The sequence below is a fragment of the Pseudomonas sp. LLC-1 genome, assembly GCF_002992185.1.
In the GTDB taxonomy this organism is placed as follows: Bacteria; Pseudomonadota; Gammaproteobacteria; order Pseudomonadales; family Pseudomonadaceae; genus Aquipseudomonas; species Aquipseudomonas monteilii.
The window spans coordinates 50,412-69,646 of record NZ_LUVY01000011.1 but is presented as its reverse complement, the minus strand read 5'-3'; the positions used below and the strand labels follow the sequence as shown (position 1 = coordinate 69,646).

17 protein-coding genes are annotated in these 19,235 nt (G+C 63.3%); 12 read left to right on the top strand and 5 right to left on the bottom strand.

Features of this window, described 5'->3' with window-relative positions:
• The first annotated feature begins 49 nt into the window (after positions 1–49).
• The 7 genes from A0O30_RS09830 to A0O30_RS09800 all read left to right on the top strand — a co-directional run bounded on the left by A0O30_RS09830 (position 50) and on the right by A0O30_RS09800 (position 8,190).
• Positions 50–1,807: a carbamoyltransferase gene (locus A0O30_RS09830; protein ID WP_016712363.1), complete on the top strand. Its 1,758-nt coding sequence runs from the start codon at positions 50–52 to the stop codon at positions 1,805–1,807.
• Positions 1,791–2,921, top strand: coding sequence for a glycosyltransferase (locus A0O30_RS09825; protein WP_105946343.1), 1,131 nt, complete (start codon positions 1,791–1,793; stop codon positions 2,919–2,921). The genes A0O30_RS09830 and A0O30_RS09825 overlap by 17 nt, the downstream gene beginning before the upstream one ends.
• Positions 2,921–3,817: an antimicrobial resistance protein Mig-14 gene (locus A0O30_RS09820; protein ID WP_105946342.1), complete on the top strand. Its 897-nt coding sequence runs from the start codon at positions 2,921–2,923 to the stop codon at positions 3,815–3,817. The genes A0O30_RS09825 and A0O30_RS09820 overlap by 1 nt, the downstream gene beginning before the upstream one ends.
• Entirely contained in the window at positions 3,814–5,217 is a 1,404-nt protein-coding gene (locus A0O30_RS09815) for a PIG-L deacetylase family protein (protein ID WP_105946341.1), read from the top strand. Before A0O30_RS09820 ends, A0O30_RS09815 begins: the two co-directional genes overlap by 4 nt.
• A gap of 48 nt (positions 5,218–5,265) precedes the next feature.
• Positions 5,266–6,222, top strand: coding sequence for a glycosyltransferase (locus A0O30_RS09810; protein WP_016712359.1), 957 nt, complete (start codon positions 5,266–5,268; stop codon positions 6,220–6,222).
• 65 nt (positions 6,223–6,287) lie between these two features.
• Entirely contained in the window at positions 6,288–7,061 is a 774-nt protein-coding gene (locus A0O30_RS09805) for a glycosyltransferase family 2 protein (protein WP_019097681.1), read from the top strand.
• Between the two features lie 37 nt (positions 7,062–7,098).
• Positions 7,099–8,190, top strand: coding sequence for a glycosyltransferase (locus A0O30_RS09800; RefSeq protein WP_105946340.1), 1,092 nt, complete (start codon positions 7,099–7,101; stop codon positions 8,188–8,190).
• A 3-nt stretch (positions 8,191–8,193) separates the two neighbouring features.
• Here A0O30_RS09800 and A0O30_RS09795 read toward each other — a convergent pair whose 3' ends face one another.
• Entirely contained in the window at positions 8,194–8,799 is a 606-nt protein-coding gene (locus A0O30_RS09795; RefSeq protein WP_016712356.1) for a hypothetical protein, read from the bottom strand.
• 100 nt (positions 8,800–8,899) lie between these two features.
• On the opposite strand from A0O30_RS09795, the gene A0O30_RS09790 reads away from it, so the two are divergent.
• The 3 genes from A0O30_RS09790 (at position 8,900) to hldE (ending at position 13,451) form a co-directional block, all read left to right on the top strand.
• A complete protein-coding gene (locus A0O30_RS09790) occupies positions 8,900–10,075 on the top strand; it encodes an O-antigen ligase (RefSeq protein WP_105946339.1) in 1,176 nt (391 codons plus the stop codon).
• 15 nt (positions 10,076–10,090) lie between these two features.
• Positions 10,091–11,899 (top strand): lipid A export permease/ATP-binding protein MsbA, encoded by a 1,809-nt coding sequence (gene msbA, locus A0O30_RS09785; protein ID WP_105946338.1) that lies wholly within the window; start codon positions 10,091–10,093, stop codon positions 11,897–11,899.
• A gap of 130 nt (positions 11,900–12,029) precedes the next feature.
• Positions 12,030–13,451, top strand: a complete 1,422-nt coding sequence (gene hldE / locus A0O30_RS09780) for a bifunctional D-glycero-beta-D-manno-heptose-7-phosphate kinase/D-glycero-beta-D-manno-heptose 1-phosphate adenylyltransferase HldE (RefSeq protein ID WP_105946337.1) — start codon at positions 12,030–12,032, stop codon at positions 13,449–13,451.
• 130 nt (positions 13,452–13,581) lie between these two features.
• On the opposite strand, the gene A0O30_RS09775 is transcribed toward hldE, so the two are convergent.
• The 4 genes from A0O30_RS09775 to A0O30_RS09760 are packed head-to-tail and all read right to left on the bottom strand — an operon-like array spanning position 13,582 to position 16,966.
• Positions 13,582–14,550 carry a metal ABC transporter ATPase gene (locus A0O30_RS09775; protein WP_105946336.1) on the bottom strand — a complete coding sequence of 323 codons (969 nt, stop codon included), beginning with the start codon at positions 14,548–14,550 and terminating at the stop codon, positions 13,582–13,584.
• Between the two features lie 52 nt (positions 14,551–14,602).
• Positions 14,603–15,415 (bottom strand): aldo/keto reductase, encoded by an 813-nt coding sequence (locus tag A0O30_RS09770; protein ID WP_105946335.1) that lies wholly within the window; start codon positions 15,413–15,415, stop codon positions 14,603–14,605.
• Complete coding sequence (locus A0O30_RS09765) at positions 15,412–16,587, bottom strand: FAD-binding oxidoreductase (RefSeq protein ID WP_105946334.1); 1,176 nt, start codon at positions 16,585–16,587, stop codon at positions 15,412–15,414. Before A0O30_RS09765 ends, A0O30_RS09770 begins: the two co-directional genes overlap by 4 nt.
• 46 nt (positions 16,588–16,633) lie before the next feature.
• Positions 16,634–16,966: a multidrug efflux SMR transporter gene (locus tag A0O30_RS09760; protein ID WP_008095055.1), complete on the bottom strand. Its 333-nt coding sequence runs from the start codon at positions 16,964–16,966 to the stop codon at positions 16,634–16,636.
• Positions 16,967–17,053: 87 nt separating this feature from the next.
• On the opposite strand from A0O30_RS09760, the gene A0O30_RS09755 reads away from it, so the two are divergent.
• Complete coding sequence (locus A0O30_RS09755) at positions 17,054–17,944, top strand: LysR family transcriptional regulator (protein ID WP_105946333.1); 891 nt, start codon at positions 17,054–17,056, stop codon at positions 17,942–17,944.
• A gap of 11 nt (positions 17,945–17,955) precedes the next feature.
• Positions 17,956–19,227, top strand: coding sequence for a lipid IV(A) 3-deoxy-D-manno-octulosonic acid transferase (gene waaA / locus A0O30_RS09750; protein ID WP_105946332.1), 1,272 nt, complete (start codon positions 17,956–17,958; stop codon positions 19,225–19,227).
• Positions 19,228–19,235: the final 8 nt, after the last annotated feature.

Here is a 19,235-nt window from a genome sequence, read left to right as displayed (position 1 = left end):
CGCCCAAGAGGCCGCTGGCGCATTTTTACCGAATGAAGAGGCTAATCCCTTGGCATTGACGATCCTTGGCCTGTCCGGCGCCCTTAGCCATGACCCTTCCGCGGCCCTGTACATTGACGGCAAGCTGATTGCCGCCGCCGAAGAAGAGCGCTTCGTGCGTGACAAGCATGCGAAGAACCGCATGCCCTACGAGTCGGCGAAGTTCTGCCTGGAACAGGCAGGCATCAAGCCGTCCGACGTCGACGTGGTAGCCATCCCGTTCGCCCCGATCAGCCTGTTCGGCAAGGCGCGCTGGCACTATGCCAAGCGCTACTGGTACGCCCCGGATCGTGCCCTCGACGCCATCCTGATGGGCAACCGTCGCTACAAGCGCTACCGCAAGAAGATCGTCTGGTGCCTGGAGCAGCTGGGCTTCGACCCGAAAAAGGTCAAGATCGAGCCGGTCGAGCACCACCTGGCCCATGCCTCCAGTGCCTACCACTGTTCCGGCTTCAAGGAAAAAACCGCAATCCTGGGCATCGACGGTAAAGGCGAATACGCCACCACCTTCTTTGGCTACGGCGAAAACGGCAAGATCCACAAGATCAAGGAGTTCTTCGACCCGGACTCCCTGGGTGGCCTGTACGGCGCGATTACCGAGTTCCTCGGTTTCGAGATGCTCGACGGCGAGTTCAAGGTCATGGGCATGGCGCCGTATGGCGACGCCAGCAAGTACGACTTCTCGCGCCTGGCCAGCTTCGAAAACGGCGAACTGGTGATCAACACCGAGTACGCCAACGTCATCGGCCTGCGCCGCTATAAAGAGAAGGGCAAGGGCTTCTACTTCTCGCCGAAGCTGATCGAATGGCTGGGCCCCAAGCGCGAAGGCGACATCGCCGACGAGCCGTACATCCATTACGCGGCCAGCATGCAGGCGCTGTTCGAGAAACTGGCGCTGCAGATGATCGACCATTACCTGGGCGACACCCTGCGTGAAACCGGCAAGCTGGCCTTCGCCGGCGGCTGTGCGCTGAACGTGAAACTGAACCAGAAGATCATCGCCCGTCCGGACGTGAAAGAGCTGTTCGTCCAGCCGGCCTCTGGCGACGCCGGTACTGCCGTTGGCGCCGCGGCCTATGTTTCCCACGCCCGTGGCGTACCGGTCGAGAAGATGGAACACGTCTACCTCGGCCCGTCGTACTCCAACGAAGACGTGATCGCGGCCTGCGCCCGTCACCCGAACCAGCCGAAGTGGCGCAAGCTGGAGAACATGCCTCAGCAGATCGCCCAGATCATGGTCGACGGCAACCCGGTGGCCTGGTTCCAGGGCCGCATGGAGTTTGGCCCGCGTGCCCTCGGTGGCCGTTCTATCATCGGCTGCCCGAGCGTTGAAGGCGTGGCTGACCGCATCAACCACCAGATCAAGTTCCGCGAACGCTGGAGACCTTTCTGCCCGTCGATGCTCGACACCGTCGCCCCGCAGATGATCAAGGTCGACCACCCGGCGCCGTTCATGACCTTCACCTTCGAAGTGGCTGAAGAATGGAAAACACGTGTGCCGGAAGTGGTCCACGAGGACGGTACCTCACGTGCCCAGGTGCTCAAGCGTGAGTACAACCCACGCTACTACGACATGATGAAGGCGCTGGAGGACCTGACCGGTAACGGCGTGTCGCTGAACACCTCGCTGAACCGCCGTGGCGAGCCGATGATCTGCTCGCCGACCGATGCCCTGAACATGTTCTTCGGCTCGGACCTGCAGTACCTGATCATGGAAGACATCCTGGTCGTGAAGGACGGCGCTGCCGCCTATGACCAGCCGCTCTGAACCGCGCATCCTGCAGTTCTGCCATGGCTATGACGGGCCTTTCCTGGATTGCGCCCGTCAGTACGCCAGCCTGTTCCAGGGGCGTGGCTACCAGGTCACCACGGTGTTCCTCACCGGCGCTGCCGACCCGCAGGTAGCAGCGGGCTGTGCGTCGGACGAGGTGCTGTTCCTAGAGTTCAGCTCCAAGGCCGTGCGTGGCCTGAAACTCGGCGCCATCCGTGCCTTGCGGCGGATCGCGGCCGAGCGCAATTTCGCGTTCTGCATTGCCCACCGCTTCAAGCCGATCTACGTGGCCCTGCTGGGCACCGGCCTGCCGGTGATTGGCGTGCACCATGCCTTTGGCGACTACGAGCGCAAAGGCCGCCGGCTGTTCGCCAACCTGTTCAGCAAGCGCCTGAGCCTGCTGGGCGTGTCGGACGCCGTGCGTGACGATATGCGCCGCTGCCTGCCGCAGTGGCCGGCCGAACGCATCCAGACCCTGTACAACCGCATCGATATCGACGCCCTGCAAGCGGCACTGGTGCCGCGCGCCGAAGCACGCCAGGCCCTGGGCCTGGATGCACAGGCATGGACCGTCGGCAATGTCGGGCGCCTGCACCCGGACAAGGACCAGGCGACCCTGTTGCGTGGTTTTGCTCAGGCGTTGCCAGGGCTGCCGGCGGGCGCCCGTCTGGCGATTCTCGGCAAGGGCCGGCTGGAGGCCAAGCTCAAGGCGCTGGCCGCCGAGCTGGGCATTGCCGGGCAGGTGGACTTCCTGGGCCAGATACCGGATGCACGGCGCTATTTCCAGGCGTTCGACGTGTTTGCCCTGAGCTCTGACCATGAGCCGTTCGGTATGGTCCTGCTCGAAGCCATGGTCGCCGGTGTGCCGGTGCTCGCCACGGCGTGCGGCGGGGCTCGCGAAGTGGTCGAGGGTGTGGGTGTGCTGTTCCCGCTGGGCGATGCTGCACAGTTGGCGCAGGGGCTGAAGCATCTGGCTGTGCTGGACGGCGAGCAGCGCCAGGCCTGTGCCGAGCACATGCTGCAGCGTCTGCGTGAACGCTTCTCTGACCACGCGGTGCGTGAGGCCTTCTGGCAACTGCCGCAAGTGCGTGCGCTGGTGGAGCAGGCCTGATGCTCAATCGAATCCAGGCCTTCCGCGAACGTGGTTGGCAAGTTATAGACGCCAAGGCCTATGCCGAGGCATGGGCGCGCTTTGGTGGCAGTGTTGCCACCCATCAGCTGGTGGTCGAACAGCTGGCAGACCTGGCACAGATCCCGGTGCGATACCTGGGCTGGCATCAGGCGGGTGAGCTGAAGGCCGCCATCCCGACCTGGGGGCGTCACCTGGCGCTGTCCAAGGATGTGCTCAAACGTGCCGGCAAGAAAGCCCTGTTCGATCTGGGCAATGCCGAAATCATCCTGCCGGCGGCAGCCGATGCCGCTGCACCGCTGCGCCATGCCGCGCGCTACCTGTCTGATCTGAACCAGGGCCGCTTCAGCGGCCTCAAGGCGCAGAAGGAACAGCTGGCCATGGCCCGCGCGCCTGAAGACCTGTCGAAAAAATTCCGCTACAACCAGCGCCGCGAACTGCGCCTGCTGGAAGAAGCAGGTGGCGTCGTGCGCCCGATCAGCGACTTCAGTGCTCAGGAAATCGCCAGCATGTACTGCGACCTGTTCCTGCGCCGCTGGGGCTTCCCGGCCACCGGTGCCGAGCACATGGCCCAGGTGCTGGAGCGCCTACAAGCGCTGCTGATCGGCTCGGTACTGCTGCTGGATGGCAAGCCGATTGCCATCCAGCTGGTTTACCGCGTCGAAGCGCCGGAATGGATCAGCGTCGAGTACATCAATGGCGGCGTAGACCCTGAAACCAAGGCTTTCAGCCCGGGCAGCGTGCTGAGCTTCCTCAATACCCAGGCCGCCTGGGAAGACGCCCGTGCGCGCAACAAGCCACTGCGGTTCTCGTTCGGCCGTGCCGACCGCGAGTACAAGGACCGCTGGTGCAACCCTGTGCCGGTGTACCAGGCGTGAGCCGCAAGCAGCAGTTGCTCAAGCGCCACCGGCGCAACAAGCGCCTGGGCTTGCTGGCGGGCCTGGTTGCGTTGGTCGCCTTGGGTGTTTTCAGCTGGTGGTGGCTGCCATTGCTGCTGTTGCCGCTGGTCTGGGCGGCTCACGAAGCCTGGTTTGCCGACCATCTGTTCTACGCCCCGGGCGAGGACTACGCCTACGACTTCGGTGAACAGGCGCGGGAAGTGCCTGCCAGCCTGCGCGATGGCCAGCTCCAGGCCGATTGCGTGCTGCAAGGTGACGAAACCCTCATGCTTGAGCTGCAGGTAAAAAGCACCTGGCTGGGGCGGTTTCTCGACCCTCGGGTAGAGCTGGGCGCTGCTGAGCAGGCTGACCGGCAAACGTTCGAGCGTGGTGTCGATGGCGTACGTTTTCTCAACCTGACCGGCCTGGCCGTGCCCTTGCAAGCGGGTACCTTGCGCCTGCGCGGTCGCCATTGCCGGCTGCAAGGCCAGCCGCGCCTGTGGATAACCCCCGCTGTCGAGTTGCAACGGCGCCGGGTGATGGTGATTGCGCCGCACGCCGATGACGCCGAGCTGGCTGCATATGGCCTCTACAGCCAGGCCGACGAAACCTGGGTGGTCACTCTGACAGCTGGCGAAATCGAAGCCGAACACTACCAGCAGATGGGCCTGGAAAAAGCCGAGGCCGCCCGCCTGAAGGGCCGCTTGCGTGCCTGGGACAGCATCGCCGTGCCGCGCTGGGCGGGTGTGCCGGAGTCACGTTGTGTGCAGCTGGGTTACTTCTGCCTGCAACTGCCTGCCATGCAGGCCGCGCCCGATCAGCCGGCTGCTTCCCGTGAAGCCGATCTGGCCGATATCCGTGTGTTCCGCCAGTTCAACCCGTTCCCGCTGCCGGCCGACCGCGATGGCGCACCAACCTGGCACAACCTGCTGGCCGACCTGCGGGCCTTGCTGGAAATGGCCAAGCCGGAAGTGTTGGTGATGCCGCACCCGCAACTCGACCCGCACCCCGACCACATCTGCGCGCAGGCGGCCGTGCTGGAGGCCCTGCAAGGCTTGGCCTGGCAGCCGCAAACCTTGTTGTGCTACGCCAATCACCTGCACGACAACGACCGTTGGCCGATGGGCGACAGTGGCGACGGCGTGGCCTTGCCGCCGCAGTTGAGCGCAGCCCAGGCTTGGGCACCCTGCAGCCTGGTGCTGGACCTGGCCACGCAGCGCGACAAGGCCATGGCCCTGGGCATGATGCACGACTTGCAGCCGCCGGCCCCCTTCAAGCGCCGCTTGCGCCGCCTGCTGCAACGCTGGCTGGCCGGGCGGCAGCCCTCGCCTTACGGGGAGAACGAGTTCTTCCGCAAGGCCGTGCGCAGGCACGAACTGTTCTGGCGGCGTGAACTGTAAGCACGCCCCATGGTTGACCGCGATGGCGCAGAGCGCCCAAGGAACGTTATGAAAGTCCTATTTCTGGTACAGAAGGAACAGCGGGCTATTCTCGACCGCCTGTACGACGGCGTCGCGGCCAACTGCGAGTGCGACCTGCGCTGGCTGACCAGCGATGACCAGCGCAACCTGCGCCGCTATTTCAAGCGTGAAGTGCAGGTCGAGCGCTATGACCGCATCGTGTTCTTCCTGCGCTTCAAGCAGGAGATTCGCCAGGTGGCCTTCATCCGCACCGTGCCGAACCTGGTCATCCTCGAGCACGACGCCTACCAGAACTACATCCCGTGCAAGTACACCGGCAAGTTCAGCGCCCATTACCGGCAGCTGCCATGGGCGCGGGTTATCAGCTCGGGTTACATGGTCAGCGAACGCCTGCGCCAGGAAGGCTTCGATGCGGTATTCGTGCCCAAGGGCTATGACGAGCAGTTGCTGGCCGATCAAGGGCGTGAGCGCGACATCGAACTGGCCTTTGTCGGCAGTGTCAACAGCGTGGCCTACAGCGGCCGCAAGGCGCTGCTGGACGAATTGGGGCAGGTCGAGAACTTGCTGGTAACCCGTACCAAATCGGGCGAAGACTACTGCAACACGCTCAACCGTATCCGTTTCTTCGTCAGTGCCGACGTCGGCATGGGCGAATACATGATCAAGAATTTCGAAGCCATGGCCTGTGGCTGTGTATTGCTGGCATACGACCAGGGCGAGGAAGAGAACCGCGCGCTGGGCCTGCAGGACATGCACAACGTGGTGTTCTATGACAACATCCCGACCCTTCAGGAAAAGCTCCGCCGTTTGCGGGCAGACCCTGAACTGGCCCGGCAGATTGCAGAAAATGGCCGCCATCTGGCGGTTTCCCGTTTCAGTTTCGCCGCAGTTGGACGTAGCATCGTCGACCACATGCGCCCGGCGCTCAGGCCCCACCCGCCATTGTCTGCATGGCAGCGGCTGCGCCTGAAGCTGGGCATCTAAATAAGAGCTTTCACGCCCAGGAGCGGGTTGTTGAAGGCCGTTTGTCGCAATGCGGAGGGAGTCCGGTGCGCTTTTCAAATGAGAGTGACGTCACGCTCGTCGTGACCAGTTGTGGGCGGTTCGATCTGCTCAAAGATACCCTTGAGAGTTTCGACCGCTACAACACCGCGCCCATTCGCGAGGTATTCATCACCGAAGATTCCGGTGACGATGCTGTGCATGCCGCTGTGCCAGAGCACTGGAAACCGCACTGCAAGGTGTTCGTCAACCGGCCCAAGCTTGGCCAGTTGCCGTCTATCGACCTGGCCTACAGCCACGTCAAGACGCCGTACATCTTCCACTGCGAGGACGACTGGCATTTCTATCGCCAAGGCTTTGTCGAAGACTCGCGGGCCATTCTGGATGTGAGCCCCAACCTGTTGCAGGTGTGGCTGCGCAGCCATGCTCACGACCTGGCCATCCACAGCCCTTACATCCACTTGGGCGATCGGCAGGTGATCGCGGGGGTGCCTTGCTACCCGCTGCTGTCCGACAAGGCTGAATGGCAGGCGTTTTCGCTCAACCCCGGTCTGCGGCGTTTGAGTGATTACCAGCGCTGTGCGCCATTTGCCGCCTATGCTGGAGAGAAGGCGCTTTCCCGGCGCTACGCTGAGTTAAATCTGACAGCGGTCACCTTGGAGGGTGATGCAGTATTGCACACTGGATTCGGTAATCACGTGACCTTGCCCATCGAAGTGGAGCGCAAGGCCAAACGCCGTCAACGTGATCGGATCAAACTGGCATTGACGCTGGTGACGGGTGCCTTGATCGGCATGGGTATCACCATTTTTGTTCAATGAAGTCGCTGTCCCACCTGACATGAGCGGGAGAGGGCCCATGAACATCGTCAATATGATGTGGGCGGGTGGAACGCCGTACATGTCCATCCACAAGGTGCATCGCCAAGTGCTGTCGCACGCAGGTACCGATGCCCGGATCAGTAACTGGTTGCTGCTGGGAAGCGGGTTGTGTTGCGGGCTTGGCTCGACCCGGGAGTGGCACATGCCACTGCGTGCGCTGAAAGGGCGGCACCTGTGGCGCCTGTTGCGGCCCTGGTTGCGCTTGCGTTTGCGCAAGGCGCTTGCCGAGGCCAAGGCCGAGGTCGTGCTGCTCGACGGTATTGGTGTCGCGCGGCTGGTGCTACCGCTGTTGCAGAACATTCCCCAGGTGCGGGCAAAGGTGCTGTTCCATGGCAAGACGCGCCTGAACAGTAGCGATGTACGCTTGTTGCACATGTTCCCTGCCGAGCGCCTGAGCATCGCAGCGGTGTCGCATACACTGGCCGAATCGCTGGAGCACGACTTGGGCAGGCCGGTGCAGACCCTGCGCATGGCGCTTGACCCGTTAGCGTTCGTCGAGCCGTTGTTGAGCCGTGACAGGGCCAGGCAGGCGCTGCAGTTGCCTGCTGCGACCGGGGTGATGCTGGGCGCGGTAGGGCGGTTGGTGGAAAGCAAAGGCTTCGAGATGCTGATCGAGGCGTTTGCCCGGGCCAGCACTCATCAGCCGGACCTGCAGCTGGCCATTATTGGCGAAGGCCCTCTGCACGCCGTGTTGCAAGAGCGTATCGATGTACTGGGCCTGGCCGCGCGCGTTCACCTGTGCGGTCACCGTGAAGACCTGCAGCAGTTGTATCGGGCGTTCGATTGGCTACTGGTGCCTTCTCGCTCAGAAGGCCTGGGGCTGGTGGTGCAGGAGGCGGTCATGGCCGACGTGCCGGTGGTGTGCAGCGACCTGCAAGTGTTTCGCGAACAATTGCAGGATACCGGCGGTTACCTGCCGGTAGCCGATGAGGGGGCATGGGCCGAGGCAATCGAACGATGCACGTCCCTCAGCGCCCGGACGGTAGCCGCCCGGCAGCGTCAGGCGCTGGCGCCGGAGCAAGCCTGGCAGGCCTTCTGCAATGGCTCGCAAAGCTTGCTGCGCAACTGACGTTCAGCGTGCCAGCAGGGCCGCCTCGAACGCAGCGAGGGGGAACCGGTCACCCAGGTTCTCCCGCTCGATATAGCGCACCATGTGCTGCACATTGCGACGAATCATGCGTGCCGACAACGGCGGGCGCAGGAAGCGCATGTCGGCCACGTCGATCAGGCCCAGGCGCTGGTCGGGGGTAACCACCACGTTGCCCAGGTGCAGCGAGCGGAAGTACACGCCGCTGTGGTGCAGCTGGCGAACCAGCTGAATCAGCTGCGGCAGGTAGGTATCCCAGCTGAAACCTTCATCGCGCGACATTTGCAGCAGGGTACGCCCGGGCAGCGGGCGATACAGCACGGCGGTACGGCCTGGCAGGTCGAGCTTGTGCTGGCTGATCACCTCAAGCGTGGGGATGCCCAGTTGTGCCAGGCGCGCAGCGTTATCGACGAAGCGCTGCGAGTAGGGGCGCAACAGTGCAGATGAAATCAGCCGCTTCCTACGAAAAACCTTGAGGAAATTTCCATCCTTGAGCAGGTAGACTTTGGCGCCATGGCTGTCTGCCTCAAGCACCTGTGCGCCTTGTGTCAGCTGATCGAAGTCGACCTGGGTGAGCCGGGAGCATTGCATGAATAGAGCCTTGTCGTCTGGCGAGCAAAATGACCGGCAATAATGCCGAAAATAATGCTGTTGCACCATGGATGGTGTCTTTGATTCATCGGGGGAAAGGATGTTGTATCAAAAAAACTGGGCACAGGCCTGGTTAGGTTTGGGTCTGGTCTGGTTCCTGGCAGCTATTGCCCTGGCACCGAGCAACAAGGTTTACCAGCAGGGGCTGGTGTTGTTTTTGTGGCTGCCAACGCTGGTACTGGCGTGGTCTGCCCGTGAAGTGCTGGTGCAAGCCTGGAGGCGCCAGCCAGCGCTGTGGGTGAGTGTGCTGCTGTTGTTGGCGTGGTGCGGGCTGAGCCTGGCCTGGTCGCCCGCAGAAGACCCTGGGCGCGAGATCAAGCGCCTTGTCTACATTCTGGTATTCCTGCTGGCATTCCCGCTGCTGGCACAGCAAGGCAGGGCCCGCATTCGTCAGCTGTTGCTGCTTGGCAGCGGCCTATTGGCACTCGCCGCGCTGGTCTCGATCATCAATTTCTACGGTTTGCAGGGCAAATCGTTGCTGGCCCGTCTGGCAGGCATTGGCGAGATCTCGCACCCGATTCTGGGGGCCTATGTCATCGGCTCGGCCGTGCTCTTCTTGCTGTACGAGCCGCCGCGCCAGCGTGGCATGCAGCTGTTATGGCTGGTGGCGCTGGTCTGTCTGGGCGCGTTTGCCATGCTCAGCCAGAGCCGCGGGGCGATTCTGGCCCTGGTGATCACCGTGGTGATCGCGCCGCTGTGGTTCCGCGATCGCCACAGCCAGGTGTTTTCCATCCTGGCGCTGGTTGCCACCGGCCTGGCGTTCTTCGTCGTATATGACCTGATCGCCAAGCGCGGCTCGTCCTATCGGCCGGAAATCTTCAATGCCGTCATCGATATGATTGCCGCACACCCCTGGACCGGCCTGGGGCTGGGGGCTGCCTACGACGTAAGTGCCGTGGGTAAACACTTTGACCACACCCACAACATGTTCACCCATGTTGCCGTGGAAATGGGGATCCCTGGCATGCTGCTCTGGGTCATCGTGTGGTTGTTCACCCTGGGCGAAATCGTCCGTGCGCGTGGCACGCTGTTTGGCAAGATCCTTCTGGGGTTCTGGGTGTACTCGACCCTGGCCATGCAGTTCGATGCCGCCAGCCTCACCGGCACGCCGCGCGCCGAGTGGTTTATCAGCTGGCTGCCTGTCGGCCTTGCCATGATGCTGCCATGGGGGCGTGCCGAAAATGGCGCCTGTGGTAAAATTTCCGGTTCAACCTGAACAGCGAGCTCGATAATGGCCGAAACACCGCGACCGGCGGAGCACACCTCCAGCCTGAAGATCTACTTCCGGCTGCTGAGCTATGTGAAACCCTATGTCGGCATTTTCCTGCTGAGCATTGTCGGTTTCGTGATCTTTGCCTCGACCCAGCCAATGCTGGCGGGCATCCTCAAATACTTCGTCGATGGGCTGAGCAACCCCGAAGCGGTGTTGTTCCCCAACGTGCCCTACCTGCGCGACCTGCAATTGCTGCAGGCGGTGCCGCTGCTGATCATCCTGATCGCCGCGTGGCAGGGCCTGGGTTCGTTCCTCGGCAACTACTTCCTGGCCAAGGTGTCCCTGTGCCTGGTGCATGACCTGCGGGTGGAGTTGTTCAACAAGCTGCTAGTGCTGCCCAACCGCTATTTCGACAACCATAACTCCGGGCACCTGATTTCGCGCATTACCTTCAACGTGACCATGGTCACCGGCGCGGCGACTGATGCCATCAAGGTGGTGATCCGCGAAGGCCTGACCGTGGTGTTCCTGTTCGCCTACCTGCTGTGGATGAACTGGCACCTGACCTTGGTGATGGTTGCCATCCTGCCGGTAATTGCGGTGATGGTCAGTGTTGCCAGCAAGAAATTCCGCAAACAGAGCAAGAAGATCCAGGTGGCCATGGGGGATGTCACCCACGTTGCCTCGGAAACCATCCAGGGCTACCGCGTGGTGCGCAGCTTCGGTGGCGAGGCCTATGAGGAACAGCGTTTCGGCAAGGCCAGCCAGAGCAACACCGACAAGCAATTGCGCATGACCAAGACCGGCTCGCTCTACACGCCGATGCTGCAGCTGGTGATCTACAGCGCCATGGCCGCGCTCATGTTCCTGGTGCTGTTCCTGCGCGGTGAGTCCACGGCGGGCGACCTGGTTGCCTATATCACCGCCGCCGGCCTGCTGCCCAAGCCGATTCGCCAGCTTTCGGAAGTCAGCTCGACCATCCAGAAGGGCCTGGCCGGTGCAGAAAGCATCTTCGAGCAACTGGACGAAGAGCCTGAGCTGGACACCGGTACTGTCGAGAAGGAGCGTGTGGAAGGGCGTCTGGAAGTGCGCAACCTGAGCTTCACCTACCCGGGTACCGAGCGCGAAGTGCTAAGCGACATCAGCTTTGTCGCCGAGCCAGGGCAAATGATCGCCCTGGTGGGCCGTTCCGGCAGCGGCAAGTCGACTCTGGCCGCGCTGATCCCGCGCTTCTACCACCATGACCAAGGGCAGATTCTGCTCGATGGCGTGGAAATCGAGAACTATCGCCTGCGCAACCTGCGCCGCCATGTTTCGCAGGTGACTCAGCACGTCACCCTGTTCAACGACACCGTGGCCAATAACATTGCTTACGGCGACCTGGCTGGCGCCCCGCGCGCAGATATCGAAGCCGCTGCAGCCGATGCCTACGCCAAGGAGTTCGTCGACCGGTTGCCGAAGGGCTTCGATACCGAGGTGGGTGAGAACGGCGTGCTGCTTTCCGGCGGCCAACGCCAGCGCCTGGCGATTGCCCGGGCGCTGCTGAAAAACGCACCGCTGCTGATCCTCGACGAAGCCACTTCGGCACTGGATACCGAGTCCGAGCGGCACATCCAGGCCGCCCTGGACCATGTGATGCAAGGCCGCACCACGCTGGTGATCGCCCACCGCCTGTCGACCATCGAGAAGGCCGATCAGATTCTGGTCATGGACCAGGGTCGCCTGGTGGAGCGTGGCACCCATGCCGAGCTGCTTGCGGCTAATGGCCATTATGCCCGCCTGCACGCCATGGGCCTGGATGAGCCGGTCAAGGCCGATATCACCTGAGTCCTCCCTGATCGGGGCCTTAACGGCCCCGATTGTCACGGGAATTTTCCGGGGACGATCTGGCCATAAAGCCGTCGTCTACCCTGTGCTAATATCCTGCCCCTGTTCATTATTTCCATATGGGTTGCCCATGAAGTTGTCCATGCCGCGTTTCGATCAAGCCCCGGTACTGGTGGTCGGCGATGTCATGCTCGACCGCTACTGGCATGGCGGTACTTCGCGTATCTCGCCTGAGGCGCCAGTCCCGGTGGTCAAGGTCGATCAGATCGAAGATCGCCCAGGCGGTGCGGCCAACGTTGCCTTGAACATCGCTGCGCTGGGCGCGCCGGCTTCGCTGATCGGCGTCACCGGCCAGGATGAAGCTGCCGACAGCCTGGCCAACAGCCTGCAGGCTGCCGGTGTGCGTTCGGTGTTCCAGCGCATTGCGCATCAGCCGACCATCGTCAAGCTGCGGGTCATGAGCCGTCACCAGCAGTTGCTGCGTATCGATTTCGAAGAGCCGTTCGCCACCGACCCGCTGTCGCTGGGCGCGGAAGTCGACAGCTTGCTCGAAGGCGTCAAGGTGCTGGTCCTTTCCGACTACGGCAAGGGCGCACTGAAAAACCACCAGAGCCTGATCCAGGCGGCGCGAGCCAAGGGTATTCCGGTGCTGGCCGACCCCAAGGGCAAGGACTTTTCCATCTACCGCGGTGCCAGCCTGATCACCCCGAACCTCAGCGAGTTCGAGACCATCGTTGGCCGTTGTGCCGATGAGGCCGAGCTGGTTGCCAAAGGCGTGCAACTGCTGCAGGACCTGGACCTGGGCGCCTTGTTGGTCACCCGCGGTGAGCACGGCATGACCCTGCTACGCATGGGGCAGCCAGCGCTGCACCTGCCGGCGCGGGCGCGCGAAGTGTTCGATGTGACCGGTGCCGGTGATACTGTCATCTCCACCCTTGCGGCGGCCATTGCGGCTGGCGAGGACCTGCCCCACGCAGTGGCGCTGGCCAACCTGGCGGCAGGCATCGTGGTTGGCAAGCTGGGTACGGCTGCGATCAGCGCCCCCGAACTGCGCCGGGCCATCCAGCGCGAAGAAGGCTCCGAGCGCGGTGTGTTGGGCCTTGAGCAGCTGCTCCTGGCCATCGATGATGCGCGGGCGCACAAAGAGAAGATCGTCTTCACCAATGGCTGCTTCGACATTCTGCATGCCGGGCATGTCACCTACCTTGAGCAGGCGCGGGCCCAGGGCGATCGCCTGATCGTCGCGGTCAACGACGATGCCTCGGTCAGCCGCCTGAAAGGGCCTGGCCGGCCGATCAACAGCGTCGATCGGCGCATGGCCGTTCTGGCCGGCCTGGGGGCGGTGGACTGGGTGATCAGTTTCCCTGAGGGCACGCCGGAAAACCTGCTGAGCCAGGTCAAGCCGGATGTGCTGGTCAAGGGTGGCGACTATGGCATCGACCAGGTGGTGGGCGCCGATATCGTCAAGGCCTATGGCGGCACTGTGAAGGTGCTGGGACTGGTCGAGAACAGCTCGACCACGGCGATTGTCGAGAAGATTCGCAAGAACTGATATCGCCGGGGCCGCTTTGCGGCCCATCGCCGGCAAGCCAGCTCCCACAGGTACAGCGCAGGTCTTGAGAACTGTGCAGGTCCTGTGGGAGCTGGCTTGCCGGCGATGGGCTGCAAAGCAGCCCCAGGTTTCACTTGTGAAGTGAGGTACGCGCCCGCTCCAGCAACGCCCGTGCCTTGTCACCAAACCGCTGCAAGTGCGACGCCCGCACCGGCTTGGCCTCCACCAACCCCTGTTGCTTCACCCAGTCCTTCCAGCGCACTCGCTCGTCCTTCACCACCCAACCTTCCTGCCGGGCAAAACTCTCTGCCAGGTACAGCCCACGCGTACTCGCCGGCACCAGTTCATCCTTTTTCAGCGTATACAGCTCCGCCAGCGGTTGGCCGTCCTTCAACGGCATCAGGTACAGGTCTGGCCGTTTGCGGTTGAGTCGCGCCACCAGCTGGCCGCTCTCCAGTCGCTCGTCGACGTGGAACAGGCTGAGCTTCTTGGCTTCACGTGGCACCTGCAGACGCATGTCGTAGATCAGTTGCAGCGAGGCGGTGGGCAAGTGCACATAGGCCCTTGGCCGCTCCAGCAGCATCAGGTTGCCGCAGTGCACGGGGCGGGCGGCGCCGGACTGCGGGGTCAGCAGGAAGTGCGGTGTTTCGCGATAGTGCAGGGCGGCGGCGTACGGCACGGGCAGCCAGGTATCATTGAAGCGCCCGCCCAGCCAGCCTTCCGGGGTTTCCAGCAGGCATTCCTCAGCCACTTCCTGCACCGCCGTGTGCAACGGCAGGTTCAGCTCCTGTGCCGGTACATAGCCGGAAATCAGTTTCAGCACCACATCGCCCCGGTCTTGCCGGCGCTGGCGCACCAGCACCCAGTAATCACGGTTTTGCCAATGCAGGGTAAGGCGCACCGACACACCCAGGTTGGCCAGTTCGGCCACGAAGTGCTGCGTGTCGGGTAGCTGGATGGCCTTGCGCCGCTGCTGGGTCTGGGCAAAGTTGAGCGGCATGCCGATACTTTGATAAATCAGCCCTTCGGGCGTGGCCTCGACATGCAGCGGCAGTGTCTTGAAGTTGCTCGGGTTCTTGCGGATCAGCGTTCGCGCCACGAGGCTCCTCCTTGCGTCGGGTCAGTCGCCAGGCCCTCGGGCCTGGGGTAACTCAATGCTGGCCCAGGATACGGGCGACGGTCGCCACATTGTGGGCCAGGTGCAGCGGGTTGATGGTGCCGACGATAGCACTGCTGACGCCCGGGTGGGCGAACAGCAGTTCGAAGCTGGCCTGCACCGGGTCAACGCCCGGGGCCAGACAGACATGTCCACTGGCCAGGGCCTTCTTTACCAGGATGGCCTTGCCGTGTTCGGCAGCGTAGTCCAGCACCGGGCGTTCTGCCTGCTCGTTGAGGTTGTAGGTGACCATGGCGCAGTCGCCCTGTTCCAGTGCTTTCAGGCCGCCGGCCACGGTCTTGCCGGACAGGCCGAAGCCGAGGATCTTGCCCTCCTGCTTCAGTTCAGCCAGGGTCTGGTAGACCTCCTGCTGTTCGAGGATCGCCAGGTCATTGCCGTCGGAATGCACCAGCACCAGTTCGATGCGGTCGGTCTCCAGGCGGCGCAGGCTGCGCTCCACCGAGCGGCGGGTGTGGGCGGCACTGAAGTCGAAGTGCGACTGGCCGTTGTCGAATTCTTCACCGACCTTGCTCACGATCACCCACTCGTCGCGCTGGCCGCGCAGCAGGGGGCCCAGGCGTTCTTCGCTGCGGCCATAGGCCGGGGCGGTGTCGATCAGGTTGATGCCCAGCTCGCGGGCCTGGGCCAGCAGCAGGCGGGCTTCGTCGTCACCGGGGATGGTGAAGCCGGTGGGGTACTTCACGCCTTGGTCGCGGCCCAGTTTGACTGTGCCCAGGCCCAGCGGTGAAACCTTGAAACCGGTGCTGCCCAGCGGGCGGTGGAAGTCGTGCAGGGTGGGCAGTGTCATGGCAGCAGTTGCTCCCAGGCAGGAACACCCAGCGGTGGGCGTGGCAGGCCGGCCAGGTCGGCTTGTGCCTGTGGGCGGATGCCGTCGCGCTCCAGGTGGCTGATGACCCGGTCGCTGAAGTCTGGCGCCAGTGCCAGCTTGGTCGGCCAGCCCACCAACAGGCGTTGCTGGTCGGCGAGGAAGGCGTTGTCCGGGCGCACCAGGCCGGACTGCGCAGGTTCAGCGCGGTCGACGCGCAAGGTGGCCCAACGGACCTGGCTTTGGTCTACCCATGGCAACAGGTTGGCTATTTCCTTCTGCGCCGCCGCAATCTGTGCTGCCGGCTCACGTGCCACGCCATCGGCTTCGGCCAGATCGCCGCCCAGGTACCAGACCCATTGGCCATCAGCAGCCGGGTGAGTCGTCACTGTTACCCGTGGCTTGGGGCCGCCGCCCAGGCAGTGTGCATACAGCGGCTTGAGGTCAGGGCCCTTGGCCATGACCATGTGCAGCGGGCGGGTTTGCATCGCCGGCTGCTTCAGGCCCAAGGCATGCAGCAGGTCCTCGGTGCCGGCACCGGCGCTGAGCACGATACGCTGGGCGCGGATGTTGCGGCCATCGACGCGCAGGCCGACCAGTTCGTCGCTTTCGCGCAGCGGCTCGATGCGTTCCCCGGCCAACAGGCTGTCGCCCGCCAGGTCGGCCAGGTTGGCCAGCAGGCTTGGTACGTCGATGACCAGTTCGGCCAGGCGATAGACCTTGCCCTTGAAGGCACGGTCTTGCAGGGCAGGCGGCAGTTGTTCGCCTTTTACCTGGTCGACCCGGCCGCGCACGGCCTTGCTCGCGAAGAAGCTGGTGAGGTTGCCAGCCAGGGTGCCTGGCGACCACAGGTAGTGGGCCTCGGACAGCAGACGGGTGTTGCTCAGGTTCAGCTCGCCGCTACCGCTCAAGGCTTCGCGCCAGCGGCGCGGCATGTCGGCAATGGCTTCCGAAGCACCGGTGAGGGCACCTTGCAGGGCGTACTTGGTACCGCCGTGAATGATGCCTTGAGACTTGATGGTCTGCTCGCCGCCAAGGCTGGCGCGTTCCACCAGCACTGTCGAATACCCCAGGCGGCGCAGGCGGGCATTGAGCCAGAGGCCTGCGACCCCGGCGCCGACGATCAGCACGTCAGTGGAAATGGCAGATGGCATGGCGGTACCTCGAAGACTGGGACAGCTGGCAAGTATACAGGCAGCCTCAGTGCCCGGCAGTCTTGGAAAACAGCTGAATCACCACCACCCCACCCACGATCATCGCCATCCCCAGCATTGCCGGCACATCCAGCTTCTGCCCGTAGATCACCAGCGCCGCCACACTGATCAGCACAATCCCCAGCCCCGACCAGATGGCATAGGCAATGCCCACCGGAATGCTGCGCACCACCAGGGTCAGCATCCAGAACGCGATGCCATAGCCAACCACCATCAGCAGCAACGGCAATGGCGTGCTCAGGCCCTTCACTGCTTTCATCGAAGCGGTGGCAATGACTTCGGCGCAGATGGCGATGGCGAGGTAGGTGTAGGCATTCATGGCAGGATCCTCCGGTAACTGGTCGGGCATTCTAGACGCTACCTGGATGGGGTAAAGTCATTACCTATCAGTAAGGGAGATAGGTTGATGGCCGAGCAATGGAACCTTGAGCAACTGCGCACCTTCCTGCGCGTCGCTGAACTGCGCTCGTTTTCTGCCGTGGCCCGGGAACAGCGCAAGGCGCAGTCGGCCATCAGCAGCGCGATTGCCCTGCTTGAAACCGACCTGGGGGTCACCCTGTTCGAGCGCAGCAGTGGCCGGCAGCCGAAGCTGACCGAAAACGGCAGTGCGTTACTGGAAGATGCCCGCGAACTGCTGCGACAGTGCGAACGCCTGGATGGCCGCGCCCTTGCGTTGATGCGCGGGCAGGAGGCTTTGCTGCGGGTGGCACAGGACGAAGCCATGCCTTATCAGCCAGTGATCGACAGCCTCGACGAACTGGCCAGCCGCTTTCCGTTTCTGGAGGTGCAACTGGCCAGTGGTGCGCAAGGTGATGTGGCGCGCAAGCTGGTGGAACGCCGCGCCGACCTGGGCCTGTTCTTTCACCACGAAAGCATGCCGGCATCACTGGAGCGGCGCGCCCTGGGCAGTGTGGAGATGGTCACCGTGTGCGCCGTCGGCCATCCGCTTGCAGGTGAGGGCCGGGTCACCCGCCAGCAACTGGCCCGCCACCGGCAACTCCTCATCACGCCACAGCAAAGCGGTTACCCCGGCGGCGAAGCGGTCAGCCCGCAGGTGTGGCGTGCCGACAGCTTCTACGCCATGGCCGAACTGCTGATGCGCGGCCTGGGCTGGGCCTGGCTGCCGCGGCATGTGGTGCAGTACCCGACTTATCAGGCGCATATGGTCGAACTGGACAGCGAGTGGCGCCCGCCGGCCCTGGTGGCAGAACTGGCCTGGCGCCGTGATGAGCCACTGGGGCCTGCTGCGCAGTGGCTGGCCGAGCGCTTTGCAGTGCACTTGCGTGCGATCGGGTAAACTCCGCCGCCATGAACAGAACACTCTATACCTTGCTGTTTCACCTGGGCCTGCCGTTGGTTGCGCTGCGCCTGTACCTGCGCGCACGCAAGGCGCCGGCCTATGGCCAGCGCATTGGCGAGCGCTTTGCCTTCAAGCTGCCGGCCATGCGCCGGGGAGGCATCTGGGTACATGCGGTGTCGGTGGGCGAAAGCATCGCAGCCGCGCCAATGGTGCGGGCCTTGCTCAAGGCCTACCCGGAACTGCCAATCACGCTTACCTGCATGACGCCGACCGGTTCCGAGCGCATTCGCGCCATGTTCGCCGACGAACCGCGCGTGCAGCATTGCTACCTGCCCTACGACCTGCCCTGGGCGGCCGGGCGTTTTCTCGACCATGTGCAGCCGAAGCTGGGCATCATCATGGAAACCGAGCTATGGCCCAATCACATTCACCAGTGCGCCAAACGCGGCATCCCGGTGGCGCTGGCCAATGCGCGGTTGTCCGAGCGCTCGGCCCGTGGCTATGGGCGCTTTGCCAAGCTGACACGGCCAATGCTGGCGGAGATGAGCCTGATTGCCGTGCAGACCGAAACCGAGGCCCAGCGCTTCCGTGATTTGGGCGCGCGCGCTGAGTGCGTGCAGGTCACCGGTTCGATCAAGTTCGACCTGAAGATTGATGAGCAACTGCTTCCGCGCGCCCAGGCGCTGCGCGCGCAATGGGGGGCTGAGCAGCGCCCGGTGTGGATTGCGGCCAGTACCCATGAAGGCGAGGATGCGCTGATTTTGCAGGCGCACCGGCAGTTGTTACAGGTGCATGGCGATGCGTTGCTGATCCTGGTGCCACGCCATCCCGAGCGATTCAATACGGTACATGTGCTGTGCAGCGAGCAATTCGCTACCGTACGGCGCTCTGCTGGCACGCCCGTCGATGCGCAAACCCAGGTATTGCTTGGCGATACGATGGGTGAGCTGTTGTTCCTGTATGCGCTGGCCGACATTGCCTTTGTCGGCGGTAGCCTGGTGGCGACCGGTGGGCACAACCCGCTGGAGCCGGCAGCGCTGGCGTTGCCGATGCTGATGGGGCCGCATGTGTTCAACTTCCTTGAAATCAGCGCGATGCTGCGTGAGGCGGGGGCGTTGCAGCAGGTGGACGATGCTGACGGGCTGGCCGGGGCAGTGCGGCGGCTGGTCGAGTTGCCGCAGGATGCACAGCGCATGGGCGAGGCGGGCAGGGCGGTGATGCGGGCCAATCAGGGGGCATTGCAGCGTTTGCTCGATGGGCTGGGTGCACTCATTCGCTAAACGTGAAT